The organism is Legionella busanensis, from assembly GCF_900461525.1.
Lineage (GTDB): Bacteria > Pseudomonadota > Gammaproteobacteria > Legionellales > Legionellaceae > Legionella_C > Legionella_C busanensis.
The window spans coordinates 1,119,903-1,145,633 of record NZ_UGOD01000001.1 but is presented as its reverse complement, the minus strand read 5'-3'; the positions used below and the strand labels follow the sequence as shown (position 1 = coordinate 1,145,633).

Here is a 25,731-nt window from a genome sequence, read left to right as displayed (position 1 = left end):
TTGCACCTTGATTAAAGTTGCAACAGGAATAGATAAAAATCAGCGTCATTCATAAAAAATTATTTTTACATTTAAGCTTTATCTATGCGATTGGCCAATTCTAATGTTGCTTTTTTAATAGCGGGGGAATATTTTTCATTTGCGCACTCTAGGGTACGAATAAAATGATTGTCGAACCATTCAACTTGATACAAGAAGCCTGAACTTTCATTGCCTCTTACATCAACAAGAGTAACTTTGCCATTAACATCAAAAGTTGCGTCTTCTTCAGCTACTCGAGCTGCGCCATGGGAAATATGTAGATTATTCTCGATATAGGCACACGTTCCAAATTTCGTTTTGAAGAACTCAACTGCTCCTGACCAGCCAATTACGGGTTCTTTTACATAAGTTCCTGCTGGCGCTATACCAATGAATTCTGTCATTTCACTTTGAGGAACGCCAACATACGGGTAAGCCATAAGCATGTCAGCTACATTATGTCGCATGTGGGATTCATCGGGTCGATGCATTTTAGCCTCTATAGCCTCATTACGCTTTATTACATCTTTAAAGTGTAATAGCTCATAAGCACGATCGGATGTTTCATGAATATAGCCTTTAGTTTTTAATTGATGTGCTTGCTCTATTTCTTTTTTCTTTTGCCAGTCAGGTGACGTTAGATCCTGTCTTGGCACTATTTGAACACCTGAATCAGGTGTAACAAGCCCTTGCTTCTTGAGTGCTTGAATACTAGCCTTTACTACAGTTTCTTTTTGATCATTCGTGATAGCAAATGTGACTACAGGTATAAGGCTTAATGCTATTATTATTTTCTTCATATTATTTCTTACCTTAATTTTGATCCCACCAGCCATCATAGATACTACAATCTGAGGCTTGAGTATTTGTATCAAGGATTTCACGGCCGCGGTCTAGGTAATAATGAAATCCTGATACAAAATAAGCTCCCCCAGGTGCAGATTCATTCCAATGTACAGCTGCTTGCCGCCAGGTATACCCCATACCTGTATCGATGTAATGATAACCTTTGTTAGGATGTTTTAAATCATAGTTATGAAAGCTTACAACACGCCAATTATAATTGTGCCATAAGTACCAAGTGATAGATTCATTATTAAAACAATTAGCTCGGCTATGTGCAGTAGTATTATAAATTCCGGCATGAGAAACAATTGCCAGCGCCAGCAATAAGGCACCTATTATTTTTCTTTTGTACTTCATATAAAACTCCCAGGATTATAGTTTCTTTCTAGGCTCCTTCTGCTTACGAGTTAATGATTGGTAGAGTCTGATCTATCCATTGTTCTATCGCTTTATAGTTCCAGGAAAGAACAGCATCGTTCAATTTAACTGGCTTAGGAAATCTGCCGCTTAACCACCATCGTCGTAAGGTGGTTCGATCACGACCAATCATTTGTTCAACATCTTTTATAAATAAAACTTGTTGCTTCACTTCAACATCTTGCATATTGCTACTCCTGTTACCATCTAATTTAATACTCGAATCGAGTATATATTAAATCATAGCGAGTAACAATATTAAGTAATAGACGATTAAAACTGCCAAACAAATATCTGTCTCAAATTAAAACAGACAGTAACTCTATACCTCTGAGTATTTTATCAATACAATATGAATGCAACTTAGACTTAAAGGAAATAACATGAATTTTTTAGACGAAATTGAATTTGCAGTTGGCAATGAGTATCTAAGTGATTGTGAGCATATTGATTCAAAATTACTTTCTTCAATTACTAAAGAACAATTAACTAATCTATTAGTTCAACCACATTCTAATACAATCTGTGATATAACTGATTAAATGCATACACTCATTGTTGCTGGCTCAGGGATTAAGTCTATTGCCCATTTAACAGCAGAAACTAGGCAAGTTATTAAAAAAGCAGATAAGGTTCTTTATTTAGTTAATGAAAATAATTTCAAAGCCTGGCTTGAGCGTGAAGCAATAGAAGCAGAATCCTTAGAGCCTATTTATTTTAAATCAATTAAACGAGCTGATGCATATAAAGAGATCACGAAGTATATTGTTAATCAGTACTATCAAGTAAAAAATCTGTGTGTTATTTTTTATGGACATCCCACTGTTTTTGCGCAATCCGGATTAGATGCAGTCAAACAAATCAAAAAAGAAAAAGGAAATGCTATAATCCTACCTGCTGTCACAGCTATGGATTGCCTTTTTAGTGATTTGGGAATAGATCCCGGACAACATGGCTGCTTTACAATAGATGCTACAGAGCTTTTAATTTATGAACGCGCTCTAGATGTGCATGGACATCTTCTCATTTGGCAAATTGCCAATTTAGGTCGAGCAGATACTCAAATTACGTCTAAAATAAGTGTCTTGCAAAACTATTTGGAAAAGTATTACGCTCCAACACATCCTATTTGTATTTATGAAGCAGCTCTTTTACCAACATACAAACCTAGAATTGATTGGCATCAGGTAGCTGAGTTGGGATTGCTAAATATTACTCCGGTATCAACGCTTTATCTTCCACCTACTGTAAAAAAGAAAATAAGCCAAAATTACTTAGCTCTTTTAGAAATTGATCCACACGATTTTGAATCATCTACTTAACTGAACACAACCACGAAACAATTTAGCATCGGCTGAAAATGTCGTGCTATTCTGACTGTAAGAAAATAAGAAGCGTTGATCTTGCTCTAATAATTCAGCAGGTCCTCTTATCGAATGTTGTTCATTCGCTTGATAATGATAAAATGTAAACTTAAGTTCTTTGCTTAAATGGTAAAGAGGACTTCCATAGGCATCACTATTTTCCGCAGTAAATTCCTCTTGATAAGCATGCAAAACATTTTTTAATGTTTCAAGTTCAGTAAGAGTACTCTTGCTTTGGTTCGACTTAAAAGTATTAATATTAGTAAATGGACACTGTAATGGATAATAGATCATATCTTTACAGCCATTAAGTGAGGCTGGCACCATGACGGTAGGCGTATAAACTAATCCATAACATTCAGCATAAGCGTGCTGAATAGTTTTTAAAGGTAAATATTGCTCATCATTGGCTGGCTTTGCTCCAATGCCAGGCCCCATACAAATATTAAAAATGTATTTTGCTGTATCGATAATAAATGGTGTTGGCCTAAAACGATTAACCTTTTTGGCATTTAAAAATAAATTATTAGAAGACATATCAAAAGTATCTCTAATAATTTTTTTTCTCAGAGCTTCAGAAAAATAAAGCTTTAACTTAAGCCAATGTTCATCATTTTTAACTTTATCAATAAAAGACTTAGAAAAATATAAAACTTCGCTACACCAACTGCTTCCCTCATTATCTATTATTTCCTTAAAAACTTGATAGTGTTCATAAGGTGACTTAGGTGCAGGCGTTGTGGTTTTAAAATATTTTTGAATTTGCCCATGCTTTCTCGCACAACCAATGTTGGGCAACAGGTAAGATGAAAGCGCTCCTGACGAAACCGATAAAATATTATTATCAACGGTCTTATCTTCATCAAATATAATTTTCATATTAAAAATAGCACCAGGGCCTTGAACGTATTCAGGAAAAATACGTTCATTTTCACCAAAATAATGCCATTCACAATATTTGTCTAAAATCATCCCTAAGGGAAGACTGTCTTTACCATAACCTAAGTGCGTATTTAACTCGTTATCAATAGCTGAGCTGCCAATTTTAGCGAGTTGGCCAGAGTTAGTAGGTAGATAAGCATGATTTTTTACACCAAAGTGTGCGCCAAATTGGTAATTAGCTAAAAAGAAAGGAATATTGTTATCAAGTTGAAGTTGCTCTAAGACTTCATAAATGGCGGGATTAACTATTTTAACTTTGTTTTTAACTTCTTCCCAGAATACTCTTTTAATACGGTTCATTCCTAAACACCTTAACAACAGGCTGTAAACTTATAATGTTTAAAGATCTAGATAAATAGCAGCAAGCCTTAATAATAGCCATCTTTAATGATAGAGTCACCACTTTCAGGATGTATAGGAAGTAAAAATGAATAAGCAGCAAGCAAAAATGCCCAAAGGAGTTATCACTCTCTATTTTATTAAAGCATGCTCTACCTTTTCGTATGCTACTCTTTATTCTTCATTAGCACTGTTTATTACTAAAGAACTAGGTTTAGAGAGCTCTTTTTCAAATAATATTATTGCCTTGTTTTTAGCTTTTAATTATGTCATGCAATTATTTGGAGGAGTATTAGGCGGAAGCTACTTAAGTAATCGAGTATTATTTCTTATCACTGTAGTTATACAAAGTAGTGGCTTATTTTTTCTCGCCAAATTTCAGAGTAATCTACTTTATATAAGCTTAAGCTTATATTTAGTGGGATGTGGGCTTAATACAACAAGTTACTATAATATGCTGACTCAACGTTTTGACGCAAACGATAATCGGCGTGAGAAAGCCTTCTTTTTTAATTATGCTGTGTTGAATTTTGGTTTTTTTGTAGGTTATTTTTGTAGTGGCTTTTATGATTATTCTAACCATTATGGCCCTTTATTCTATTTAAGCACTTTAGCTAACACATTATCTTTATTTTTTTTGATCGCTAATTGGAAAGTACTAGCCGATCGAGAAACACCTTTGCTTAAAATTAATAACACATTAAAGCAGCAAGCCAAAAATATTAAAGGCATTATTCTTATAATGTTCTTAATTCCTTTAATTTTATTTTGTTTTAATTGGGCAACCTTAAGTAACTATTTAATTATTACACTCAGCCTAATTATGTTTGCTGTAGTTCTCTATTTAAGAAAACAACAGAAAAGCCTTGTTGATAAACAAAAACTACTTGCTTATCTTATTTTAGCAGTCACCTCTATTATATTTTGGATGATATATTATACAGGACCCATGGGCATTACGCTTTTTATTAAAAATAATGTGGATAAACATCTTTTTAATTTTGAAATCGCTACTCAATGGATTTTGAATGTTAACACGGTTGTCATTATTTTAGGGGCGCCTATTCTTTCTATAGTCATTGATAAGTTACGCAATAAAGGTTTTATTTTCTCAATTTCAAGACAGTTCTTTAGCGCGTTTGTCATGTTATCAGTGTCATTCTTTTGCTTAGCTTATGGAATTAAATTTGCTAATAGTGAAGGCTATAGCAGCGTAACTTGGGTAATAGGACACTACTTCTTTCAATCTATTGCTGAATTATTAATTGCACCTGTAGGGTACGCTATGATAGGCCGTATTGTCCCTATAAACTTACAGGGCTTACTTATGGGAATCTGGACAATGACATCTGGAGTTGCTGCAACGTTATCTCATTACTTTTCCAATGCCATGACTAAGGCATCTTCCATTCACCCATTAATAACTAATAACAATTACTTATATGTTTTTCAAGAACTAGGAATGTGGGCTCTCGCAGGGGCAATCTTTCTTTACTTCATTGCTAACAAAATCAGCCAATATATGGACGATTCTAATCAAGAAGAATCTGTTTTAGCTGAGAGAGTCCTTACTTAATTGTATTTTATTAGTAATTTTTTCGAGGTAAAAATACTAATTTTTTTACCGATCCCATTATGGTTAACTTCTGTTTATGAAAATACAGTTCATTGTTGTTAAGTTGTAGACAGGAGTTTTTACATGGGAAGTCTAGTTAAATTATTAACCTCTACTGATCAAACTGTTCAGTATAAGAAAGAAGCTCAGAAGTATCTAATCGAGTTTATATTATTTCAAGGTAATTATGATTTGATAGCGTTAGCTGAACTTTTAGATGTAAGTCCGTTTTATTTAAACCAAGTTGCCAGTGGCAAAGCTACGTTTGAAGAGGAAGTCGCAAATAAACTGTTTAAATGGTTCCTAGTAATTATTAGTGACTAATTACGCCAATAGAATGTATTCTTGATTGCTCACTAAAATAAAACCTGAAGTGATATTATCTGACAAAATGACAAGACTTATTTTTCCAGATATATTGTCTCCCTTAACCTCGAATAACGATTGATTTATAATATCTTAGCGGCATTATTACGTACCACCTATAGAGAATGGACAATGAATTATCAGATTATCTATGAACCAAACCCAAAATCCGAAGATATACAAATATTAAATGATGCCATTATGGAGCAAGCCAAAGTCAAAAAAGATATGGCTCAACTTGATTTTTTTGCATTTTTTATACGCGATAATGAGGGAAACATCATTGGTGGATGTGCGGGTGATAATATGTATGGAGGATTATTTGTGGGACAGCTTTGGGTCCATGAAAAACTTCGTGGGAGAGGTTATGGAACTCAATTGATGCACAAAGCAGAAACACTTGCAAAAGAGAGTCATTGTAATTTTATAGCGGTTAATACATTTGATTGGGAAGCACTTGGTTTCTATAAAAAACTGGGATACTACGTTGAGTTTGAAAGAAAAGGCTTTAATAAGAATTCGATATTTTATTTTTTACGAAAAGATTTAAATCAAGAATAAATGGTTCCTAGTGATTATTAGTGACTAATTCGCTTTGCTAAACAATCACGAGTCCTTATTTTAACTGAGAACTGAGAAAGGACGGCAGTAGTGTAAACATTATCTTGCCATTGAATAAAGTAAGTGTTTGAAACCTAACTTTACCGTAAAATATATTTGTTAATAATTCGTAAAAATCCAAAAAATTGCTCTATAACATAACCTTAATATATTAAAATTTGAACAAGTAGATGATGTTATGGAGTGCGAAATGCCAACTAATGCCAAAACTAAAGGAAAGCGAAGCGAGGAACGATCAAATGCTTTAGATAGCAACCCTTGCGGTATATGCCGTGCAATGGGCTCACCTATTTGCAAAGGCCATGGTGGTGGCGGAGGAGGCGGTGGCGATAAAGGTGAAACAGCCCAAAATGGTAGTGCGCCTACTCCAGAATATAAACCTACAAATCTAGAAGTCAGAGCATTATCCTCTTACCTAGAACATAGTGAAGTTTGGCAAACTGAAGATGATTTCCTTTACAATTTTAATAATGGATCTGCTGTGTTTTCAATGGGATTAGACTTAGCAAAGGGATTAATCCATTTTGAAGGTGATGAATCTCTTGATGATACAGATGCAAAGGATCTTAACGAGCTTTATGATAAAATTGAAGAGGAACTCAAACTATTTACTCAGGAAGTCAAGGGACAAAATATTAGCGTCTCAAGAAAAGGGAATGACCTGAAAATTAGTATCCCAGATCAAAAATTATATGATCAATTTGTTACTAAGCTTTTGAATAAAAACCTTATTCCAAACAATAACTATAATGCAGATCTTGCTTATAAGCCGAATCCCCTTAATAACCAAAAAGTTGATGTAAAAGACATGACTGATTCTACTTATAAATCACCAAATCCATTTGATATATCGAAAGGACCAAGGCCTACAAATGATTTTAAAGAGTAATTAAACTAGACCTAAATTTATTAATAATTGAAAGCAAATAACTAATCTTTGCTTCTATTCTAATGAAAACAAAGCAATACACTCTTTAAGATAAGTTTACTTGTAGTGGTAAAGTCTGCAACTACCAGTCCCAAAGATTTGTTTTATAATGAATATATATTTAGATTATTTTCAATACATTATGCCTAAGCCGTCTGTTGATATTTTACAAAGAATAACAGTACCTACTCATATTCCAGCAATAAGCTATGCTTATGTTGAGCCAAAAGAGCAAAACAACACTGAATTTGAAAGTACTGCAATAGCTTTTGGCAAAAAAAACGCCGACTCCCCCGCTACTGACGTAAATAATAATACCCAATTTCCAGCATCCTCCCTTAGCAAAATTGTATTTACTTATTTAGTGTTACAATGGGCTGAGGAAAATAAAGTTCAATTGGATAAACCAATTTACGAGATCGTCAATGAAAAACAAATCGAAGTGCGCAAGCAACTAGATGAATCTCCAAAAAAAACTACACAATTAGAGGAACAAGCTAAACAATTAGATGATATTTTGGAATATGAGAGATTTGTAGATAAGGGAAAATACCCTGAACAAGCTAAAAAGTTAACCATTAAACATGTATTATCCCATACCACAGGCTTGCCAAATGTGGGGACTAATCTACATTCAACACTAGCATTTAATTCAGAACCAGGCGAGGAATATTCCTATTCAGGTGAATCTTTTCTTTACTTACAAAAAGTCCTTGAGGCCACCACGGGGAAAAGTTTAGAAGAGCTAGCAAAACAGTATGTGTTTGACCCTTTAGAAATGGAAAACTCAACTTTTTTGCCTCAATCAGAGAACACGCCCACTATTGTTAAAGTTCATACAGAGCTAGGTCAACCAAAAAACATTTATATAGGCGACCCGCCAGTGCATGCGGCAGGCTCACTAATAACAACAGCTCAGGATTTTTCAAAGTTAATGGTGGCTTGGTTAAAGAATATGGGAGACACATTTAAGCCAAAGAACGCTGATAGTTTTCCAACTTGTGGTTTAGGTTGGCATATCTATAACTATAAAAATAAAGATAAAGATAACAAAGATGAGATAATCGCCTATCAGTATGGTGAAAACCCTAATACAAGATCCTTTGTTGCAATTAATGTAACAGATAAAAAAGGTGCCGTTTTTTTTACAAATTCTGAAAATGGAATGAGGATTGCGAACGAGCTATTCAGCGCTCCTGATTTCGCTCCAATTGGTGATACAGAAGGCCTATTTAAACGTATGCCTAATTATCCTCAGGGCTACGATCCAGTGTGGCAAAATACGCTTGAAGGTTTGATTGCGGAAAATGCAGGAAAATTTGACCTTGCTCGAAGTAAGTTTACTAAAGCGCTTGAGTTTTCGAATAACCACGAATCCAGTAGACTGCGTTTAGAATGGTTTAATCAAGCTCACCCGCCCATTTCTGAAACGCAGACATTTCATAAACCACTAGAACACTTTGCAGGCATATTAACAAACAAATATAATGAACAGAGAACACTATTTATTAGAGAAGGTAATTTAATACATGAGCAATTTGGAGAAGAAATAAAGCTTATTAGAGTATCAGAAACAGAGTTTTTACCGGAAAAGGATCAATCTTATAGAATAAGATTTAATGGAAATCAAGTAAGCATTGATTTTCTCGATGGTCCTCCTAAACAATTCGATAAACATCCTTTACAAAAGCCCCAAGAAGGATTATCAGAAAAACATTCAATAAATGAAATAACCAATACAGCCCATTTAGAGTCTGCTAGAGAAGTAAATCAAAGATATCGAAATGTTGTGGATGATGTTCGGAATAAGGAAGAAACGGTAAAACAAGAAAATTCGCTTTCTTTTCAAACTAATCCATAGCGTAGTTATGTATACCCATTTTTAGATAATAAGAACTTCACAACTTCAGGATGTACGAAAAAACTCATTGATGATTTGACTAGCTTAATATCAAGGAAAAATTAAATAAGCAGATTTCACTGAAACCTTGAAATAGTAGTATTGCAGTTTACTCAAAAATTTTTGCATGTTAAGGAAAATCGTGTGAAAATTAAAATAATTTTGGACATAATATTGACACACTTAATTACTTTATTTTAAAATTGTGCGTTAATTAGAGAAAATATTCTAAAAGTAGGTTTATATCATCATGGAAATTACATCTTAAGTACGCCCAATCTATAGGGCAAAGCGAATGAAGTCATTTTTGACTTTTTTGTTTTTTAATGTCCTAACAGACATGCTTAAGAGTAAATTATGAACCATAAATCAATTTCATCTAAAGACCTACGTCTTATTACTAAATCTAAAGCCAATGTTTTGCCAAATCGCTTAGGCTCTTTTATATGGTATTTTTTAAAGCCGTATCGAGCTGTCGTGTTTTTATTTATCCTGCTTGCCGTGTTGGCTGGATTATGGGGGCCATTTAATAGTTTATTGATTAAATTTTTCATTAATACCTTGGCAGCAAAAACAAGCAGCAACATGTCCTCTTTGTATTGGGCAGCCGGTTTGTTAGTTTTGAACTTTATCTTTTTTGACAATATCACTTGGCGTACACTTGGGTTTTTGAACTATAAGTATGAAGCGGTTATAAAAAACAAAATTATTAGCCAAACGTTTGAGTATGTATTAGGAGCAAGCTCGCAGTTTTTTCAGGATAATCTATCTGGACGTATTGCCGATCAAATCACAACCCTTGCTGATAATCTTGAAATTATTCTACACCGCGTATCGATGGATTTCCTGCGTGGCTCGTCCCTTCTAATTGTCTCCTTTATTACGGCCTATTCTGTCAATATTTTATTTTTTTACATTTTATTACTCTGGTTCATTGCTTTTGCATCATTTAGCGTCTGGATGTCGAGGCGTTTAGTGCAACTGTCTGATGATCATGCCAGTTCAGAATCGCAGTTATCTGGCCAATTAGTAGATAGTTTATCTAATCAGGTTAATATTCGCCTCTTTGCGCAAAAGCGCTATGAAGTGAATCGAATGAATCGTTTCTTTCATGTAGTGCAAAAAGCATTTCAACGAAAAGAGCTTTTTATTGTTTTATTATGTTGTGCCCAAGGTGGAATGATTGCAGTATTGATGGGCTTAGCTTGCTTTACTCTAATTCATTTGTATAGCAGAGGATTGGTTAGCATTGGTGATTTTGCATTAATCCTTGGTATTTCCATGGAATTGGGGCATATGATGTGGTACACCATGTTTCAGGTAGACCAATTTAACCAAGCATTAGGGAAGACAAAACAAAGCTTAAATGCATTAATAGTGGTACATGACATTTCCGATAAAAATAACGCCTCTCCCTTAATAGTTACTAAAGGAAAAATTGAGTTTTCTAAGGTTAAATTTCATTACCAAGGCAGCAAATGTCTTTTCCACGATAAGTCAGTCACAATTCTGCCTGGACAAAAAGTAGGTTTAGTAGGTTTTTCGGGAAGCGGCAAATCAACTTTTGTGAATCTCATTTTAAGACTTTACGATGTTGCAGCTGGTCAAATTTTAATTGATGGCCAAGACATAGTTGATGTTACTCAGGAGAGCCTAAGGCGAGCTATTGCTATGATTCCGCAAGAACCAACTCTTTTTCATCGCAGTCTTATGGATAATATCCGTTATGGCAATTCAGATGCTACCAATAAAGAAGTCATTTTAGCTGCCAAAAAAGCACATGCGCATGAGTTCATCCATCTCTTGCCGGAAGGCTATGAAACGCTAGTCGGAGAGCGAGGGATTAAGCTTTCAGGTGGACAGCGTCAACGTATTGCTATTGCACGTGCTATTTTAAAAAATGCGCCCATTTTAATACTTGATGAGGCAACTTCCCAGCTCGACTCCATCACCGAAGCAACTATTCAGGAAAGTTTATGGGAACTTATACAAGGTAAAACAACGCTGGTTATTGCACATCGCTTATCGACACTTTTGCAGATGGACCGAATACTTGTTTTTGACAAAGGGCGTATTGTTGAAGATGGTACCCACCATGAATTGCTTAAGAAAGATGGGTTGTATAAAACTCTCTGGAATGCTCAAGTTGGTGGTTTTTTGCCAAGTAAGCAATATAAGAAAAACTTAGCTAGTGAGATAGTTTATGAATAAATTACTCACCTATTTTTGACCATGAGTGATTTATTAACTGAACTACTATCCACCCTAAAACCAATGACATAGTTCAGTAAATTTAAGGAGACTAAGTAATGTCAGTCAAACAAAAAGAACGACGCATCGAAGTAGTGCCTTATGATACTAATTGGCCTATAAAATTCGATGAAGAAGCAGAGAAAGTTAAAGCAGCATTAGGTAATAATTGCATTGAGATTCATCATATCGGTTCAACCTCTGTACCGGGTTTAGCTGCAAAACCAGTTATTGATATGATTCCTGTTGTTTTAGATATTACTAAGGTAGAAAACGCCAATGCTGCTATGCAAACACTTGGCTATGAAGCAAAAGGAGAATATGGCATGCCTTTTCGCCGCTATTTTCAAAAAGGGGGTAATCAACGAACACACCATGTTCATGTTTATGAATTAGGCAATTCTGAAATTGAGCGGCATTTAAAATTTAGGGACTGGATGAGAACGCATTCAGAAGATAAAGAGGTTTATGCACGCTTAAAAGAAACGTTGGCGCAGCAACACCCCTATGATATTAACGCCTATTGTTTGGGAAAAGAGAACTTTATTGCAACCATTAATAAAAAAACAGGATTTAATGGACTAAGAGTGGTTAAGGCCTTAACGCCTCATGAATGGGATAAGGTACGCTATTTCAGGCAATTTTATTTTTTTGACACGGCTGGGATTTCAGACCCTTACATTTGGACTTTTGATCATAATTCTCATGTCCATTTTGTTTTATTTCAAGGAAGTGACATTATTGGTTATGCACACTTGCAACTATGGCCTCATAACAGAGCAGCATTACGGATCATTGTTATTGATGAGCCTAAGAGAAACCATCAATACGGTAGCCAATTTTTGGCTTTATGCGAAAAGTGGCTTAAAAGCCAGAGCTATCATAGCTTGCATGTTGAGTCCTCACCCGCTGCGTTAAAATTTTATAGAAATAATGGTTATATTAATATGCCGTTTGATGATCCGGACGACTATAAAGGGGATGGTCGAGATATTGCAGTAGGGAAGATATTATGATTCAAATTGAAAAAATAACGGGAGAATTGGCTCAAACCTTATGTCGAACAATCACAGAAGATTTACCTGAATATTTTGGCTTACCAGAAGCGAATAAGCATTACATAATAGGCGTAAAATCACGTACTAATTTTGCAGCGAAAGATGAGGATAACACGATTGGTCTAGTTTCTATTGATTTTCCTTATCCTAATAATGCCAATATTTATTGGCTGGCTGTAAAACGCAACTTTCATCGTCAAGGTATAGGAAAGCAATTAATCGAAGCAGCTTGCCAATTTGCTAAAATAAAAGGTGCTAGAACTATAACCGTTGAAACACTAAGTCCTTCTGAATCAGATGAGAATTATCTTAGAACGTACTTATTCTATCAATCAGTTGGTTTTAATCCTCTTTTTGATTTAAAGCCGAAGAAGTATGAATGGAATATGGTGTATATGGTGAAAAACTTAGACTAATAGTTATAAACCAGCATTAAATTCCTGGTGAAAAGTCATTTCAGTGTTTAGCCATGACGATTACTTGGAAAAGTGTACCGGATTCCTTATGATTCTCATCAATCTACTATAGATATCTTAAGTTTCCAATCAAAGCAGGATTAATTTCATGACTCAATTATATTTTATAGGTGGTGCCAGTGGCAGTGGTAAAACAGCTGTAATGCCATATCTAAAAGAAATTTTAAGAGATAATATTGCTGTTTATGATTTTGATGATATTGGTGTTCCTGAGAATGCTGATAAAAAATGGCGTCAGGAATCAACTGAGAGATGGATCAAAAAATTACTAAATGAAGGCAAAGATGCTTGTTTGCTAGGACAAATCGTTTTAGGTGAAATTCTAAGTAGCCCTTCTGCCAGGCAGATTGATAAAATTAACTTTTGTCTTCTAGATGTCAGTGATTTTGAGCGTATTCAACGTCTTAAAAAGCGCAACACCTATGGCGCAGATCAGAATATGCTTAACTGGTCTGCGTGGCTTCGTATGCATCATCAAGACCCAACATGGGCTGTACATGTTATTCAAGAATCTGCGGCAAGTATGATGGATTTTAGTCGATTTAATCAGCTAGAAAATTATAGTCACTTAGATAATATTCTGATTCTTGATACAACAGCTCTCGCTTTAAAAGAAGTTGCTTGGAAAATAGCGGATTGGATAAAGAATATAGAAACAGCCAACTGTAATATGGGTGTACTTGATAAAAACTAGAAGCCATAACCCTTATTGGTAGTCATTATCTGTTCAAGAAGCTGGTAATTATATTGATATAATTTTTTATGGCTTGTGTTCCAGGTTCCTGTTTTAACCATAAAACCAATCATACCGATTACCTTGCTTAAGCTTAAAATTGGCAACATTTTATCATAATCAGGTAGAGGCCGAACGCTGGCATAGCCTTGTAAAAATAATTGTTTGGCCTTAAGTGAAGAGAAACAACGTGCATGTTCTAAAGAGTAAAAATCTTCCTCAGCAAAACTAGCCCGCCCTGAAGCCCAATCAATAATTCCGCTTATCTTATTATTCTCAACAATAATATTCCCAGGACGAAAATCGCGATGCGTGATACAAGGCCCGTCAGCGTCTGTAAGTATATAAAGTCGCTCATTAATATAATGACGGCAGCGCTCAAGTAAAGCTTGTGGTAAGTGATTAGCACATTCAGCTAATCCTTCTTCAAATTTAAATATTAAATCACTGCATGGGTTAGAACTTAAAGGAGGATGAATTAAATCACCATAGCCATCTACACGGTTTGCATGAATCTTAGCTAATAGTACGCCAACTTGATAAGCCATATTTGAGAAATTAGATAGTATAAGTAGATCACCAGATAAGCATTCCATTAACACTGCGCCGTAAGCGCTCTCCGAAGGTGCACTGCTATCAAGTAAACGAGGTACAGGTAATTTATTAGCGAGATAATTTAAAAAATAGACTTCACGATAATAGTCACCAGGGCGCGTACTTATTTTTAGAATAAGTGGCAAACTAGATGGCACTATAACTTTATAAACAATGGCAACCATTGTATCATTATGCTCAATACGAATGAATGTCGCATGCTGCAGACCAAATTGTTTTTTATAAAAACTAATCAATGAATCCATCGTATTATGTAAAGTAATAAAAATATTATTTGTTTATATGCTCAAATTAGATTTGAACGATTTGAATACCCACTACTAATATTGTAAGGCTTTTCTGCTATAAAAACATGCATAAATTTACTTCCTACCATAAACTTGAACAGCAATTTTTTTCACTACTTAGTTTTGAAAAAATTGACTTAGGATGTTTAACTGCCTTTGCAACTGGCGTAAAAGCGCCCAACTTAAACCCTGCTATTGTAAATTCAGTTAAGCCTCTTCTTGAAAACCATTTATTAACTTGTGAATGTTTTTATTTGCAGAAAAATTTACCTTGGGCATTAATTTTACCTGATTACTTATTAACTGCAGATAGTTCCACTTTGCTTGACGCTCAGAAATTATCACTCGTTGATAAAGGTGTGGCAATGGAACTCGATTTAAAGTCATATGTTTCAATACCATTAGAGCTAGAAATTAAAGAAATGAAACATGAATTAGAGACCTGGAGCATACCAATACTGTATGGATTTGAATCTACACCAGCAATTACTAGTATTTATACTAAACAACATCAAAGTGCAGTATATGTTAATGACAACATTTACCATTTCTCGGGTTTTGTCGAAAATAATCCTATTTGCTCCCTTACCTTAACTATCGATGAAAATAGTGCACGATTAGATGATATTGCAACATTACCTGCTTATCAAAAAAGAGGTTATGCAACTAAGCTTATTCATGCAGCTTTACGTCATGCAACCAATCTTGGAATAAAAACATGCTTCTTAGAAGCCTCAGCATTAGGACTAAATGTCTATAAAAGAATTGGTTTTCAACCTCTTTTTAGCAATTTGTATTATGAAAAAGAAAGTAAATTAACCTAAAAATATCATGACAGTTTAGAGGTCTATGGATGAATCAATCGCTAGATACTTACTTAGATTTATGTACGCAAGTATATGATTTAAGTAAACCAAATCCACCAAAAGAAGCTTATGATTTCTATTTAAGCTATGTTAAAGAAGTTAATGGCGCCATTTTAGAGCCTATGTGTGGTTCTGGACGATTCCTCCTTCCTATGCTAGCTGACGGCCTTGCTATTGAAGGTTTCGATGCAAGTTCTAGCATGTTAAGCGCATTAAAAACAAAAGCATCTGCAAAGAAAATTAAGCCTGTTATTTGGCAAGGTTTAATTGAAGATCTTAATCAACCTAAAACCTATGAATTAATTTTCATTCCTAGTGGCTCATTTGGTTTAATAACTAATTTGCAAACAATCAAAAATGCCCTAACAGCCATTTATAGACATTTGGTTCCCGGTGGTCTTTTTGTATTTGAAGTAGAAACTTTTGCTGCATTACCAAAAGAATTAGGACTATGGCGTGGTTCAAGATGGCGCTTAGACAATAACAAATTTATTTTACTTAGTCAGTTAGCTATGCTTGAAGAAGATATCTGTTACTCAATCGGCAAGTATGAGCTTATTCACGGTCACTCTATTATTCAAACTGAAATCGAAGAATACAAGATTCGTCTTTACAATGATCCCACCTTTTTGCTTGATCTACTTAAAAGAGTTGGCTTTAGGCAAATTGAATTAATTAAAGCCTTTGACCGCTCCCAATCTCCCAGTACACATGATGAAAGTATCGTTTATGAATGTAGAAAATAATCGAGGTTATGAATGAAGACACAAGCTATACCACAAGACTATCAGCACACCTCGCCCGCCGGTGCAGAAGTACGTTTATTGATGAATAATCATCTAGGCGGCATGGCGCATTGTACTTTAAAAGCTGGAACTATTTCAAAAGTGGTCTGCCATAAAACTGTTTCTGAATTTTGGCATATTCTTTCTGGAAAAGGCGCAATTTGGCGCAAGAATAGCGATGAAGAGATAATTACACCTTTGTCAGCAGGAATGAGTATCGATATTCCGTTAGGAACAAGTTTTCAATATCGAAGTGACGAAGATGATCTGGTCTTTATTTGTGTCACCATGCCACCCTGGCCAGGCAGTGATGAAGTTAATTATATTTCTCATGGCGCCTGGGAACCTACAGTAAAGCAATAATAACTATAAATTCTGACTCCTTTTAAATGAGTCAGGTTATTTTAGCTAGAAAACCGCTTAAATAAGGTAAACATACCCATGGATGCAGAGCAAACTAAAATACTTAATGATTTGAAAAATGATGTTAATCAGCTTCTAGGCTTTCATGAAGGGACACCGCGAATCAACTATGGCCCCTGTGGCGTTTTTGCCAAATTATTTTTTGATGCTTGGAATAGTCGATTTAAAGAAAAAGTACATATTGTGTTTGTGATGGTAGCGTCAAAAGAAGAGTGCTGGCATATTGCGATACGTTTGCCAACAGGTGAACTGTATGATGGAGGTATTGGCATTCATACAGAGGCAAATTATGATGAGGGATATATCATGGATGATATGTTAGTGTATAACCACGACCTTCTAGAAAAATGGTCTTATGGATTAGGCAGGACTTACCCTCGTTTCTGTCCAGATTTTAACAAAGACGCTATTCATTCTATTATTAATCATTTAGATTGTCTCAAATCAAAATCATAAGTCCCGTAGATGTTGACCAATTTATTCATGAATTAACTATTACTTTTAAATATTAAATTTAAATCAAATGATTCCTCTATTCTATTGGAAAAGAATTAAGATAAAATCCGCAGCCTGAATAATTAAAAATTAACAAATTGGAGAAGTTGGTTATGGCTAGTAATACAGCTGATATATTAAAACTATTAAGTGATACAAGATTTTTTAATAGTTCTAGACAAACAAGTGTGGTTTTCTCTAATGGTTCGTCTATAACATTTAACCAAACTCACTCTACTAATCTATTAGAAATCGATGGACACCGCTATTCTTTAGATGACCCTAATGCAGTAGTTAATATGCCACAATCAACACGGGAGACTTTCTGGAGTATTTGTTCTGAAAAAGCTAAAGACTCTGACTTATACCGCACTTATGCTCGTGCAATCTTAGTGAAAAACGATATCTCTTTAGATAGATTTAATTCAGAAAAAGTAAAATTAGCTATCATAAACAATGCTTCTGATTTTGCTAAACTAATATCTTCTTGTAAGCAGTATGGCCATACAGATGCTTTACAAGACTTGCAAAATTGGGAAGAAGACCAATTGGTAACGCTTGTAAAAAAAGCAAGTAATATTAAAGAATTAGTAAAAATTTTTAATCAATTAGGATATAAATCACCACTTACTACTTTAAAGAATATAGAGCCCACTTATTTAAATATTTTATTAGAAAATGCTTATAATGCAGGTGAATGTTTAAAAGGATTAATAAAAATTGGTTATCAAGATGCCCTAACATTACTACTTTCAATAGAAGCATCAAAATTAACAAATCTCCTTAATAATCATTATAATTCGTTAGAGGTAATAAAAGGATTTGCGAAATTGGGATATCAAAATGCATTTAATAAGTTTATAGAGCTTACCCCTGAGCAGAATAATGTGTTTGTGAACAATCATTATAATTGCTTTGAGGTTATAAAAGGCTTTGCGAAACTAGGGTATCAAAATGCATTTAATAAGTTTTTAGCGCTTACTCCTGAGCAGAATAATGTGCTTGTGAACAATCATTATAATTGCTTTGAAGTAATGAAGTCTTTATTAAAGCTAGGGCATCGCGATCCATTTTTAACTTTCTTTTCTATAGAGCCACAGAACCGTCAACTTGTATTAGATAATCACTATAATTCATTTGAACTTATTAATTTCTTTCAGAAAATAAATTATTCAAACCCATTACAAACTTTTTTCGATTTGGATCCTACTACTCGTCATTTATACCTCAACAATACTTATGCTGCTAAAGAAATCATGTCGGCTTTATATAAACAAGGTAAGAATGACCCCCTTTCTTATTTAAAGAAATTAGGTAATGATGCATTCATTACTATGGCGAATTCCCAATATGAATATGTATCTCGGATTAAGCGTGGTGTAAATTTAGAACTCGAGTTTTTACCAGCTGTTTTAGTCAATAATGAATTTAGCTCTTCATTAAAAGCTTTTCTTCAACTAATTAATAAGCAAGAGTCAAATACATCTTTATTAGCAGAGCTTAATGTTGATGAAAAACAATTAGAACAATTTAAAGATTCATATACTCATAAAATTGTTAACAAGCCCGTTAGATTAGATGGTGATTTATTTGATTTAGATACCTTGACTAACTTGAAGGTAGATAAAGAAGGTTACAGAGCTAATCCTTTAACGCAAGAGAAATTCTTGTTAAGTGATTTACAACCTGCTAAAGATGTTCAAAGAAAGCTAAGCGAAATAATTGAAAATGCTCAGGTAGAAAAAGCAAGGAATCAAAGCTCATTTACCCTTTAATTGAAATACAAATTGGAATTTAATTTTGTTTTTGCATGAGCTTCTTTTCAAAAGAAGCTCTAACCTTGGGTTATTTGCTTGAATGTTTTAAATCCACTGGTATTAAATTTTAGAAATAAGATAGATCTAAACTAATTGGTCTTTATTTTTTCAACTTGCTGCTTTTAAAAATAAAAATGTTTCGGGGATATTGATTAACCTCACGACTTACTTCATGAAAATTATGATTAGTATATTCACTCACAATTTTGCGCCAAAAGCGATAAGCGCCTTCGTTACCCGGCATCACAAAAACCTCCCAACGCCCTGGGAATTGATTAAAACACTGAAAAGCAATTTGCCTACCTAATCCGCATCCTTTAAATTTTCTAATAATAAAAAATTGCGCCATATTGTAGTCATTATTGCTATCGCTTACTTCTTTATCGATAATAGCAAAACCCGCTAGCTCCCCATCATAACGAATCAAAAAAGGATAAGTATTCTCCTTATTAAAATAACGTAAATAATTTAGGCCAATATCACAAACACCAGTCTCTTCCATAGGCCACTGCATATACTCACTAACATCATAGGCATAATAAGAAGTCATATTTTGAATGATAGGATAATCATCTATAGAAGCAGGTTGTAATTTTATTCGATCAGAAAAGATAATAGTTTTTTTAATTTCATAACAGGGATTTCGCTCCTCACGAAAGTTTATCATCCCTAAATAGCTCATACCTGATTTTTCTAAGACTCGCCGGGAACGCTCATTTTCAGGATGAACCATAGCAATAATTCGCTTAAGCTTTTTTTCGTTAAAGCCCCATTTAATTAAAGCTGTCGCTAACTCAGTTGCATAACCCTGATGCCAATACTCTGGAAGCAAACGATAAGCAAGTTCTATTTCAGGTTGATTAACATCAAAGCCTAAATGAAACAATCCTGCCTGACCGATAAAACTGCCATTCTCTTTCTTAAACGCGTTAAAAAATCCTAAACCATATTCTTTAAAATAATTTGGAGCAAGCTTTATAAATTCTTTGACTTGCTCTTTTTTTTGTACTTTACCATTACCAATAAATTTCATTACTCTAGGATTAGAGCGTAGATTAAATAAGCAAGCTAAATCTTTGGCTGTCATTGTTTTTAGAACTAATCTTTTCGTTTCTAGAATAATTGTCATTTGATTTCTCAATCAATCTCTTCTTTATAATTTTATTAAAATAAGAATTAACGTTAATGAGCTAATTGATAACTACTTTCAGATAATTATCCTATTTAAGCTAACTACTGTTCCTATAATTTTAATAGTGATATCCGAATTAACAGATATTTTTGCCCAATCCTCATTAAGTGCAATTAGTTCAAACTCTGGATTCATTTTTACAGCAGAAAGCTGCTTATATTTACGAATTAAAATTTCTTTATCTTCATTGAGCTTGGCAACAATAAAATCACCAGGCTTTGGTAACAATTGTGGATCAACAATAAGAATGTCCCCTACTCTAAATTCTGGAGTCATACTTGAATCTTGTACCTCTAAGGCAAAAGCATATTCACTAACTCGCTCACTTAATTTAGGCGCAATAGGAATTAAATCTAACTTTTCTGAATAGCTAGGTTCTTTAATTTGATCAATAGTGTGGATGGGGTTACAGGCTTGTTGATAGGTTAATATAGGAATTAAAGCACCTAGTCCAGGTGATTTTTTCAAAGCGCCTTGCTTGTCATCAGATAAACACATTAAAAACGCGGGTGAGACTTCTAGTGCTCTAGCAAGCTGCTTTATTTCCAGTGGACCTGGCGTTCTTTCGCCGCGTTCATAATTATTAATGCGCGACACATTTAAATCATCGGTTAATCCCGCCAATGCTTTTCTAGTTAACCCTTTTGCGATGCGCTCATCCTTAATACGCTTTCCTATTTTCTCTTTAATGCTCATAAGTTACTCACGATCCATACCGTTCAAAAATATCATAACAGATATTGACTACTTCTCAATATGTGTTAATGTTTAATTTTTAATACTCGAATCGAGCATTAATATACGTTTGGAGCTATTTCGACTATTTTCCATCAATTTTCTACCCGAAATGATGTGTAATTAGACTACAAAATTGAAGAGGATTCAATGTACTTCATGATCAACGGAGAAGAACTAGCAGCACTGTATACACTACCTCATATACAGCAGCTGGCTTACTTAAGAGGCATTAGGCCCTATATGAATGTAAAGACAGGTATCGTTGGACTTGAGCGCGGCATTAGCCATCAATCTATTGCTGAACAACTTTTTGTTGAATCTCACCAAGGCATTAAAAGTGTCACTTACTCTCGTGCGCAAGTTAGGCGTGCCCTTGCTGGCCTTGAACGTGCGGGCTTAATTCAGTTGCAATCAACAAGCGAGAAATTAATTTTAAAATGTTTATTAGCCTCGTCGGATTATTTTGTTCAAAAAAAAGCCGTCACAAAGCCGTCAGCCCAAAGCGTCATGGTAAATGCTGCTAAAGCCCTTGAAGAAACTGGGCAAGAAGCTGCAAAGCATTTAAAAGCCGACATGGGTAAATTACAAAAAGCCGACACACCTCATAAAGATAATAATTATTTATATATCTTACAAAAATTCGAAAAATTTTGGGCAAGTTATCCACACAAAAAATCCAAAGATAAAGCACTAGAAGAGTTTCAAAGAATTAATCCCAATGAAAATCTTCTGAGCGAAATGCTTCAAGCACTTCATGCGCAGATTAAAAATCGTGACGACTTACAACTAACTGGAAACTGGATTCCTCCATGGAAATATCCAGCTAACTGGCTTGCGCAGCAATGCTGGAATGATGAACTTACACCTATTACAACCTTGGAGCGTAATCATGCAAAAACTACAACATATTCTCGAAAAAAATCTTCAAGCGAATTTTTCTGGCAGGAGTGTGCTGGGACCGACTTCGACTTCGATGAAGATGAATCAAGACAATCAAGCTCAGATAATGTCGTTGCCTTCAGACAAAACTGATATGCAAGATAAACGTATTGATACGCTATTTACCCGCTTAGGCGCTATTTATGGTTATATGTGGTGGAGTAGCTTACAAAGTGAACATGCACTTATTACTACAAAAAAAGAATGGTCTTCCGGTCTACAACGCTTTGATACCCGAACTATTAAAGAAGCATTGCTGATTTTTCGCGAGCGTCATCAGTTCCCACCAACATTGCCCCAATTCATTGAGTGCTGCAAAGCCATTTCCCAGACAAATATATTTCGCAAATCAACTGAAGAATTTGATAAACAAGCTTTCCTAGAGGCAGCTGAACTAAATATTAAAGCCATGTTAGACATTTTAAGAGGTTAAATAAGGAGAATTTCATGCTTGTTCTTACCCGCCGAATTGGTGAGCAAATTTTAATCGATAAGGGTCAAATTGAAATTAAAATTTTGTATATCCGCAGAGGTAATATCGCTGTAGGTATTAAGGCTCCTAAGCATATTGATGTCGATCGCAAAGAGATCTTTCTTAAAAAAAGAGAAAGTCTACAACTATTAGCTAGCCAAGAATCATTAGCCAAACCAAATTAAATAACCGGGCATAAGCCCGGCTGGAGTTTGTGTATGTTTAAAGTGTTTTTGCTTATTTCATTCAGCCTTTGTGCTTTAACGGCGCAAACGGCCAATGTTACTCAAATTAATCGTTACACAACTGTAGCTAATAAACCCTTAGCGGCACAAGTTAATCCTCTGCTAGCGATACAGCAAATACGATTTTCTCAGGATATTAAAACCATTGCCGAAGCAATTAATTACTGGTTGCAATATTCAGGTTACACGCTAGCACCTAAGGAAAAGCAACCAGCAATATTACAAACGGTAATGGGTAAAAAATTACCACAAATCCAAAGAAATTTAGGCCCGCTATCGGTTAGAGAAGGGTTAGAAATATTAGTTGGACCGCAAATTTTTATCTTGTCAGAAGATCATATACAACGCGAAGTTAATTTTAAATTAAAGCCTGCTTATCAGCAAACCATGAAACATCCATCAAAGGGTGAAATATGAATTACTTTAAAACATGCTTTAATAAATATTTAGCCTCTCTGGCTCTGCTTGTTCTGTTAGTTTGTCTAAGCCTTTTAATTAAAAATGAAGGCGAAATAATCACTAAAAAGATTAACATTACAAATATCATTTTAAATGATATTCAATCACAGCTTAGCAGTATTCATCAAGAATTAAGACAGCCCCATAAAACAATTGATTTAACGCCACTGAGTCAGAATTTTAATGCTCTAACAACTAAAATTGAGCAACTTAAAATAAGTGGAGAAAATCAACTTAGTCAATTACTAACTGATAACCGTAATGAGGTAGCGCAACAGTTAAAAGATATACATCAAGTTGTAAACTCTTTAGATAAAAAAGAAAACCCTGTTCACTATCTTCCTACCTCAGCTTTACCTTTTAAGCTTCTAAGCATTGATAGTATCCAACAAGTTAGCGTTGTAAGTGTAACTTACGATTACAAAACGATACCTTTAGAAAAAGGTGACACGTTAGCAGGCTGGATAGTTACTCATATCGATTTTGGTAAACAATGTGTTGAGTTTGAAAATAAAGATAAAAAGCGTGTTGTTGTAAACCTTGATGAGGATAGAGCAACATGACTAAAAACATTCTTCTACCACTTCTTTGGATAATAGCTCAAGCAGCACAAGCTGAACTACTTATTCCTGGTATCAGCTCTCAAAATTTAAATCCTTTAGCCACACAGGATCAAACGCTAGCTCGGGCTGGTTTAACGTCAAATCAAGATGACATAACCTCTGATCAAAATCTCAATGAGCTTGTTTTAAATCCTAAACAGATACATGAGGCTAAGGTTTGGGGATTAACAATAGAAGAAGAGAAACGCTATGTTTTTCTCATGCAAAATAGAAGTCAGTTTTATTATAAGGGTTTAAGATTAAATCCTTTAGATATTCTTGGGCTTAATGCCCGTAATGAAACAGAACGTAATCATTTTGCAGAATTAGCAGCAGCGCAAGAAGCTCAAAAAGTAGCAAAAAATATTGCTTGGAATAATGCTTTTTATAAGGCCTATAACAAACTTTTTGCCAATATTTCAGTTGTTGGAGATTTCGATCCAACTCCTTACTCTCCTTATGCACATAAACCTGTCCAATTAAGTCCGGGGGAGATGTTATATCTCTTTATTAAACCTGATGACCCAGTTGTAAGCATTATTTTAAGTATTGTTGATGCTATTAACAGCACGCCCAATACCTACCTACACATCATGCTATTAGAGTCCGATGATATAGCTATCCAATTATGGGCTAACCAACATCAACTTTCACAGCAGTTAGTTAATAATGGTCGCATTACCCTTAACCATGGTGATCTACATTTCCAGTCACTTCAGATAAAAAACAAATTAACCCCTTTGTTGATTTTAGCAAAAGATGGCAAATCCAATATTGTTGATTTAGGGAGATTTTAAATGAAAAAAATATCTCTATTTTTAATTAGTCTGTTAATAGCAACGGTTTGCTTTAGCCAACAAAAAGAAAAGATTACTGAAGAATCTCTAAAACTAGAAGAGAAACTGGATGCTCGACTACCAGTAACTAGTCAAGCACAAGTAGGTCATATTACAAAACGCAAAATAGATCTATCTAGTTTTTCTCAGCCTCTTTTTATCCTAGGCGGCGATCCTTTCTCATTTAACTGGCTTAAAGAGCATGCCACTGAATTAGAAGAAAAACACGCTATTGGTTTTATAACTAATATTGATAACTCTAGCCGCTTAGAAGAATTTCAACGCCTAACTAAAGCACCTCTTCTACCAGCTAACATTGATGAGCTACTTGTTATATTTCATGAAAACCATTACCCCTTTATTATTTATAAGGATGAAATATGGCAGTAGAGAAAGATAAGCAAAAACACTCAAAAAGAATTTTCTTAAATTCATTCCTACTTGTTTTTCTAAGTTGGCTGATTTTATTAAGCTGGGGTTTAGCCCTTTGGGGATTAAAAGATTTTAATACTGCTTGGCAGCGTATTTATAAACTAGCTAAACAACAATCTTCTGCTGTTCTAGAGTTTAATGATGCCTCTATAGCTAACTACATTGACTCTAAAATAAAGACCGTACCTACACAAAAGCTAACAAATAAAGTAGAAAGTACTCGTGTATTTATAAAAAGCGAATTTGATAATTTGCTAACTCACACAGCTTCTGATTTTGATGATCTTTTTATAAATGCATTTCAAGTAATCCAGCAAATCTGGAATCTTATGTGTATAACCACAGAAGTGATATACATTAAGTTCATAATTTTAGTTGCTAGCCTTCCTTTATTTACAATGGCTACTACTGCTGGCTTAGTTGATGGCTTAAATCAGCGTGCCATACGTACAGCCTCTCTCGGGCGTGAATCATCTTACGTTTTTCACCGGTTAAATCACTATTTTAAATATGGCTTATTGTTGCTCTTAACCTTATGGCTAGCTATGCCTATTAGTGTTAATCCTGCATTGTTTTTTGTACCACTAAGTATTCTTTTGAGTGTGATGGTGTCAATAACAACTAGCCGATTTAAAAAATACTTGTAGGGAGA

At 34.6% G+C, this 25,731-nt stretch carries 31 protein-coding genes; 24 read left to right on the top strand and 7 right to left on the bottom strand.

Going from position 1 to position 25,731, the window contains the following annotated elements; genetic code table 11:
• Positions 1–71: 71 nt before the first annotated feature.
• Genes DYH30_RS05225 through DYH30_RS05215 form a run of 3 tightly spaced genes read right to left on the bottom strand, consistent with a single transcriptional unit; the run spans position 72 to position 1,471 of the window.
• Complete coding sequence (locus DYH30_RS05225) at positions 72–821, bottom strand: hypothetical protein (protein WP_115330633.1); 750 nt, start codon at positions 819–821, stop codon at positions 72–74.
• Between the two features lie 13 nt (positions 822–834).
• Complete coding sequence (locus DYH30_RS05220) at positions 835–1,224, bottom strand: hypothetical protein (RefSeq protein WP_115330632.1); 390 nt, start codon at positions 1,222–1,224, stop codon at positions 835–837.
• A gap of 43 nt (positions 1,225–1,267) precedes the next feature.
• Complete coding sequence (locus DYH30_RS05215) at positions 1,268–1,471, bottom strand: helix-turn-helix transcriptional regulator (RefSeq protein WP_115330631.1); 204 nt, start codon at positions 1,469–1,471, stop codon at positions 1,268–1,270.
• 196 nt (positions 1,472–1,667) lie between these two features.
• On the opposite strand from DYH30_RS05215, the gene DYH30_RS17920 reads away from it, so the two are divergent.
• A complete protein-coding gene (locus tag DYH30_RS17920; protein ID WP_160116156.1) occupies positions 1,668–1,826 on the top strand; it encodes a hypothetical protein in 159 nt (52 codons plus the stop codon).
• On the top strand, positions 1,827–2,606 hold the full coding sequence (locus tag DYH30_RS05210; RefSeq protein ID WP_115330630.1) for an SAM-dependent methyltransferase: 780 nt from the start codon (positions 1,827–1,829) through the stop codon (positions 2,604–2,606).
• Here DYH30_RS05210 and DYH30_RS05205 read toward each other — a convergent pair.
• A complete protein-coding gene (locus tag DYH30_RS05205) occupies positions 2,595–3,890 on the bottom strand; it encodes a hypothetical protein (RefSeq protein ID WP_115330629.1) in 1,296 nt (431 codons plus the stop codon). The genes DYH30_RS05210 and DYH30_RS05205 overlap by 12 nt on opposite strands.
• 127 nt (positions 3,891–4,017) lie before the next feature.
• Between DYH30_RS05205 and DYH30_RS05200 the strand changes: the two genes are divergently transcribed.
• The 9 genes from DYH30_RS05200 (at position 4,018) to DYH30_RS05160 (ending at position 13,837) form a co-directional block, all read left to right on the top strand.
• Positions 4,018–5,505 (top strand): peptide MFS transporter, encoded by a 1,488-nt coding sequence (locus tag DYH30_RS05200; RefSeq protein ID WP_115330628.1) that lies wholly within the window; start codon positions 4,018–4,020, stop codon positions 5,503–5,505.
• 123 nt (positions 5,506–5,628) lie between these two features.
• Positions 5,629–5,868, top strand: a complete 240-nt coding sequence (locus DYH30_RS05195) for a hypothetical protein (protein ID WP_115330627.1) — start codon at positions 5,629–5,631, stop codon at positions 5,866–5,868.
• A gap of 174 nt (positions 5,869–6,042) precedes the next feature.
• On the top strand, positions 6,043–6,471 hold the full coding sequence (locus DYH30_RS05190) for a GNAT family N-acetyltransferase (RefSeq protein WP_115330626.1): 429 nt from the start codon (positions 6,043–6,045) through the stop codon (positions 6,469–6,471).
• A gap of 250 nt (positions 6,472–6,721) precedes the next feature.
• A complete protein-coding gene (locus tag DYH30_RS05185; protein WP_115330625.1) occupies positions 6,722–7,420 on the top strand; it encodes a hypothetical protein in 699 nt (232 codons plus the stop codon).
• A 148-nt stretch (positions 7,421–7,568) separates the two neighbouring features.
• Entirely contained in the window at positions 7,569–9,320 is a 1,752-nt protein-coding gene (locus DYH30_RS05180) for a serine hydrolase domain-containing protein (protein ID WP_115330624.1), read from the top strand.
• Between the two features lie 396 nt (positions 9,321–9,716).
• A complete protein-coding gene (locus DYH30_RS05175; RefSeq protein ID WP_115330623.1) occupies positions 9,717–11,570 on the top strand; it encodes an ABC transporter ATP-binding protein in 1,854 nt (617 codons plus the stop codon).
• Positions 11,571–11,668: 98 nt separating this feature from the next.
• Positions 11,669–12,625, top strand: coding sequence for a GNAT family N-acetyltransferase (locus tag DYH30_RS05170; protein WP_115330622.1), 957 nt, complete (start codon positions 11,669–11,671; stop codon positions 12,623–12,625).
• Complete coding sequence (locus tag DYH30_RS05165) at positions 12,622–13,083, top strand: GNAT family N-acetyltransferase (protein WP_242604634.1); 462 nt, start codon at positions 12,622–12,624, stop codon at positions 13,081–13,083. The genes DYH30_RS05170 and DYH30_RS05165 overlap by 4 nt, the downstream gene beginning before the upstream one ends.
• A 148-nt stretch (positions 13,084–13,231) precedes the next feature.
• A complete protein-coding gene (locus DYH30_RS05160) occupies positions 13,232–13,837 on the top strand; it encodes an AAA family ATPase (protein ID WP_115330621.1) in 606 nt (201 codons plus the stop codon).
• Here the strand turns inward: DYH30_RS05160 and DYH30_RS05155 are convergent.
• Positions 13,834–14,736, bottom strand: a complete 903-nt coding sequence (locus DYH30_RS05155) for a phosphotransferase (RefSeq protein WP_115330620.1) — start codon at positions 14,734–14,736, stop codon at positions 13,834–13,836. The two genes, DYH30_RS05160 and DYH30_RS05155, sit on opposite strands and share 4 nt — an antisense overlap.
• 107 nt (positions 14,737–14,843) lie before the next feature.
• Here DYH30_RS05155 and DYH30_RS05150 point away from each other — a divergent pair, with 107 nt between their 5' ends.
• The 5 genes from DYH30_RS05150 (at position 14,844) to DYH30_RS05130 (ending at position 19,122) form a co-directional block, all read left to right on the top strand.
• Positions 14,844–15,602: a GNAT family N-acetyltransferase gene (locus DYH30_RS05150; protein ID WP_115330619.1), complete on the top strand. Its 759-nt coding sequence runs from the start codon at positions 14,844–14,846 to the stop codon at positions 15,600–15,602.
• Positions 15,603–15,631: 29 nt separating this feature from the next.
• The gene (locus tag DYH30_RS05145) at positions 15,632–16,390 is read left to right on the top strand and encodes a class I SAM-dependent DNA methyltransferase (RefSeq protein WP_115330618.1); all 759 of its coding nucleotides are present in this window, start codon (positions 15,632–15,634) and stop codon (positions 16,388–16,390) included.
• A 12-nt stretch (positions 16,391–16,402) separates the two neighbouring features.
• Entirely contained in the window at positions 16,403–16,792 is a 390-nt protein-coding gene (locus DYH30_RS05140) for a cupin domain-containing protein (protein ID WP_115330617.1), read from the top strand.
• A 78-nt stretch (positions 16,793–16,870) separates the two neighbouring features.
• Positions 16,871–17,308 (top strand): hypothetical protein, encoded by a 438-nt coding sequence (locus DYH30_RS05135; protein WP_115330616.1) that lies wholly within the window; start codon positions 16,871–16,873, stop codon positions 17,306–17,308.
• 152 nt (positions 17,309–17,460) lie between these two features.
• Positions 17,461–19,122, top strand: a complete 1,662-nt coding sequence (locus DYH30_RS05130; protein WP_115330615.1) for a hypothetical protein — start codon at positions 17,461–17,463, stop codon at positions 19,120–19,122.
• A 142-nt stretch (positions 19,123–19,264) separates the two neighbouring features.
• On the opposite strand, the gene DYH30_RS05125 is transcribed toward DYH30_RS05130, so the two are convergent.
• Complete coding sequence (locus DYH30_RS05125; RefSeq protein ID WP_115330614.1) at positions 19,265–20,293, bottom strand: GNAT family N-acetyltransferase; 1,029 nt, start codon at positions 20,291–20,293, stop codon at positions 19,265–19,267.
• Positions 20,294–20,371: 78 nt separating this feature from the next.
• The gene (locus DYH30_RS05120; protein ID WP_115330613.1) at positions 20,372–21,052 is read right to left on the bottom strand and encodes a helix-turn-helix domain-containing protein; all 681 of its coding nucleotides are present in this window, start codon (positions 21,050–21,052) and stop codon (positions 20,372–20,374) included.
• 198 nt (positions 21,053–21,250) lie between these two features.
• Here DYH30_RS05120 and DYH30_RS05115 point away from each other — a divergent pair, with 198 nt between their 5' ends.
• From DYH30_RS05115 to DYH30_RS05080, 8 genes are read left to right on the top strand one after another with little or no spacing between them, the layout of a single operon-like run.
• Positions 21,251–22,126 (top strand): hypothetical protein, encoded by an 876-nt coding sequence (locus DYH30_RS05115; RefSeq protein ID WP_242604633.1) that lies wholly within the window; start codon positions 21,251–21,253, stop codon positions 22,124–22,126.
• On the top strand, positions 22,101–22,466 hold the full coding sequence (locus tag DYH30_RS05110) for a Vir protein (RefSeq protein ID WP_131740569.1): 366 nt from the start codon (positions 22,101–22,103) through the stop codon (positions 22,464–22,466). Before DYH30_RS05115 ends, DYH30_RS05110 begins: the two co-directional genes overlap by 26 nt.
• Before the next feature lie 14 nt (positions 22,467–22,480).
• Positions 22,481–22,690, top strand: a complete 210-nt coding sequence (locus tag DYH30_RS05105; RefSeq protein ID WP_115330610.1) for a carbon storage regulator — start codon at positions 22,481–22,483, stop codon at positions 22,688–22,690.
• Between the two features lie 33 nt (positions 22,691–22,723).
• Positions 22,724–23,167, top strand: a complete 444-nt coding sequence (gene pilL2 / locus DYH30_RS05100) for a PFGI-1 class ICE element type IV pilus protein PilL2 (RefSeq protein WP_115330609.1) — start codon at positions 22,724–22,726, stop codon at positions 23,165–23,167.
• Positions 23,164–23,772 (top strand): hypothetical protein, encoded by a 609-nt coding sequence (locus DYH30_RS05095; RefSeq protein ID WP_115330608.1) that lies wholly within the window; start codon positions 23,164–23,166, stop codon positions 23,770–23,772. The genes pilL2 and DYH30_RS05095 overlap by 4 nt, the downstream gene beginning before the upstream one ends.
• A complete protein-coding gene (locus tag DYH30_RS05090) occupies positions 23,769–24,608 on the top strand; it encodes a TIGR03759 family integrating conjugative element protein (RefSeq protein ID WP_115330607.1) in 840 nt (279 codons plus the stop codon). Before DYH30_RS05095 ends, DYH30_RS05090 begins: the two co-directional genes overlap by 4 nt.
• Complete coding sequence (locus tag DYH30_RS05085; RefSeq protein ID WP_115330606.1) at positions 24,609–25,037, top strand: PFL_4695 family integrating conjugative element protein; 429 nt, start codon at positions 24,609–24,611, stop codon at positions 25,035–25,037. It begins immediately after the preceding gene.
• Complete coding sequence (locus DYH30_RS05080; RefSeq protein ID WP_115330605.1) at positions 25,028–25,726, top strand: TIGR03747 family integrating conjugative element membrane protein; 699 nt, start codon at positions 25,028–25,030, stop codon at positions 25,724–25,726. Before DYH30_RS05085 ends, DYH30_RS05080 begins: the two co-directional genes overlap by 10 nt.
• Positions 25,727–25,731 lie beyond the last annotated feature (5 nt).

Excerpts from the sequence above, each read along its gene's own strand:
- DYH30_RS05225 (WP_115330633.1), bottom strand. The coding sequence starts at position 821 with ATGAAGAAAATAATAATAGCATTAAGCCTTATACCTGTAGTCACATTT.
- DYH30_RS05220 (WP_115330632.1), bottom strand. The coding sequence starts at position 1,224 with ATGAAGTACAAAAGAAAAATAATAGGTGCCTTATTGCTGGCGCTGGCA.
- DYH30_RS05215 (WP_115330631.1), bottom strand. The coding sequence starts at position 1,471 with ATGCAAGATGTTGAAGTGAAGCAACAAGTTTTATTTATAAAAGATGTT.
- DYH30_RS17920 (WP_160116156.1), top strand. The coding sequence starts at position 1,668 with ATGAATTTTTTAGACGAAATTGAATTTGCAGTTGGCAATGAGTATCTA.
- DYH30_RS05210 (WP_115330630.1), top strand. The coding sequence starts at position 1,827 with ATGCATACACTCATTGTTGCTGGCTCAGGGATTAAGTCTATTGCCCAT.
- DYH30_RS05205 (WP_115330629.1), bottom strand. The coding sequence starts at position 3,890 with ATGAACCGTATTAAAAGAGTATTCTGGGAAGAAGTTAAAAACAAAGTT.
- DYH30_RS05200 (WP_115330628.1), top strand. The coding sequence starts at position 4,018 with ATGAATAAGCAGCAAGCAAAAATGCCCAAAGGAGTTATCACTCTCTAT.
- DYH30_RS05195 (WP_115330627.1), top strand. The coding sequence starts at position 5,629 with ATGGGAAGTCTAGTTAAATTATTAACCTCTACTGATCAAACTGTTCAG.
- DYH30_RS05190 (WP_115330626.1), top strand. The coding sequence starts at position 6,043 with ATGAATTATCAGATTATCTATGAACCAAACCCAAAATCCGAAGATATA.
- DYH30_RS05185 (WP_115330625.1), top strand. The coding sequence starts at position 6,722 with ATGCCAACTAATGCCAAAACTAAAGGAAAGCGAAGCGAGGAACGATCA.
- DYH30_RS05180 (WP_115330624.1), top strand. The coding sequence starts at position 7,569 with ATGAATATATATTTAGATTATTTTCAATACATTATGCCTAAGCCGTCT.
- DYH30_RS05175 (WP_115330623.1), top strand. The coding sequence starts at position 9,717 with ATGAACCATAAATCAATTTCATCTAAAGACCTACGTCTTATTACTAAA.
- DYH30_RS05170 (WP_115330622.1), top strand. The coding sequence starts at position 11,669 with ATGTCAGTCAAACAAAAAGAACGACGCATCGAAGTAGTGCCTTATGAT.
- DYH30_RS05165 (WP_242604634.1), top strand. The coding sequence starts at position 12,622 with ATGATTCAAATTGAAAAAATAACGGGAGAATTGGCTCAAACCTTATGT.
- DYH30_RS05160 (WP_115330621.1), top strand. The coding sequence starts at position 13,232 with ATGACTCAATTATATTTTATAGGTGGTGCCAGTGGCAGTGGTAAAACA.
- DYH30_RS05155 (WP_115330620.1), bottom strand. The coding sequence starts at position 14,736 with ATGGATTCATTGATTAGTTTTTATAAAAAACAATTTGGTCTGCAGCAT.
- DYH30_RS05150 (WP_115330619.1), top strand. The coding sequence starts at position 14,844 with ATGCATAAATTTACTTCCTACCATAAACTTGAACAGCAATTTTTTTCA.
- DYH30_RS05145 (WP_115330618.1), top strand. The coding sequence starts at position 15,632 with ATGAATCAATCGCTAGATACTTACTTAGATTTATGTACGCAAGTATAT.
- DYH30_RS05140 (WP_115330617.1), top strand. The coding sequence starts at position 16,403 with ATGAAGACACAAGCTATACCACAAGACTATCAGCACACCTCGCCCGCC.
- DYH30_RS05135 (WP_115330616.1), top strand. The coding sequence starts at position 16,871 with ATGGATGCAGAGCAAACTAAAATACTTAATGATTTGAAAAATGATGTT.
- DYH30_RS05130 (WP_115330615.1), top strand. The coding sequence starts at position 17,461 with ATGGCTAGTAATACAGCTGATATATTAAAACTATTAAGTGATACAAGA.
- DYH30_RS05125 (WP_115330614.1), bottom strand. The coding sequence starts at position 20,293 with ATGACAATTATTCTAGAAACGAAAAGATTAGTTCTAAAAACAATGACA.
- DYH30_RS05120 (WP_115330613.1), bottom strand. The coding sequence starts at position 21,052 with ATGAGCATTAAAGAGAAAATAGGAAAGCGTATTAAGGATGAGCGCATC.
- DYH30_RS05115 (WP_242604633.1), top strand. The coding sequence starts at position 21,251 with ATGATCAACGGAGAAGAACTAGCAGCACTGTATACACTACCTCATATA.
- DYH30_RS05110 (WP_131740569.1), top strand. The coding sequence starts at position 22,101 with ATGTCGTTGCCTTCAGACAAAACTGATATGCAAGATAAACGTATTGAT.
- DYH30_RS05105 (WP_115330610.1), top strand. The coding sequence starts at position 22,481 with ATGCTTGTTCTTACCCGCCGAATTGGTGAGCAAATTTTAATCGATAAG.
- pilL2 (WP_115330609.1), top strand. The coding sequence starts at position 22,724 with ATGTTTAAAGTGTTTTTGCTTATTTCATTCAGCCTTTGTGCTTTAACG.
- DYH30_RS05095 (WP_115330608.1), top strand. The coding sequence starts at position 23,164 with ATGAATTACTTTAAAACATGCTTTAATAAATATTTAGCCTCTCTGGCT.
- DYH30_RS05090 (WP_115330607.1), top strand. The coding sequence starts at position 23,769 with ATGACTAAAAACATTCTTCTACCACTTCTTTGGATAATAGCTCAAGCA.
- DYH30_RS05085 (WP_115330606.1), top strand. The coding sequence starts at position 24,609 with ATGAAAAAAATATCTCTATTTTTAATTAGTCTGTTAATAGCAACGGTT.
- DYH30_RS05080 (WP_115330605.1), top strand. The coding sequence starts at position 25,028 with ATGGCAGTAGAGAAAGATAAGCAAAAACACTCAAAAAGAATTTTCTTA.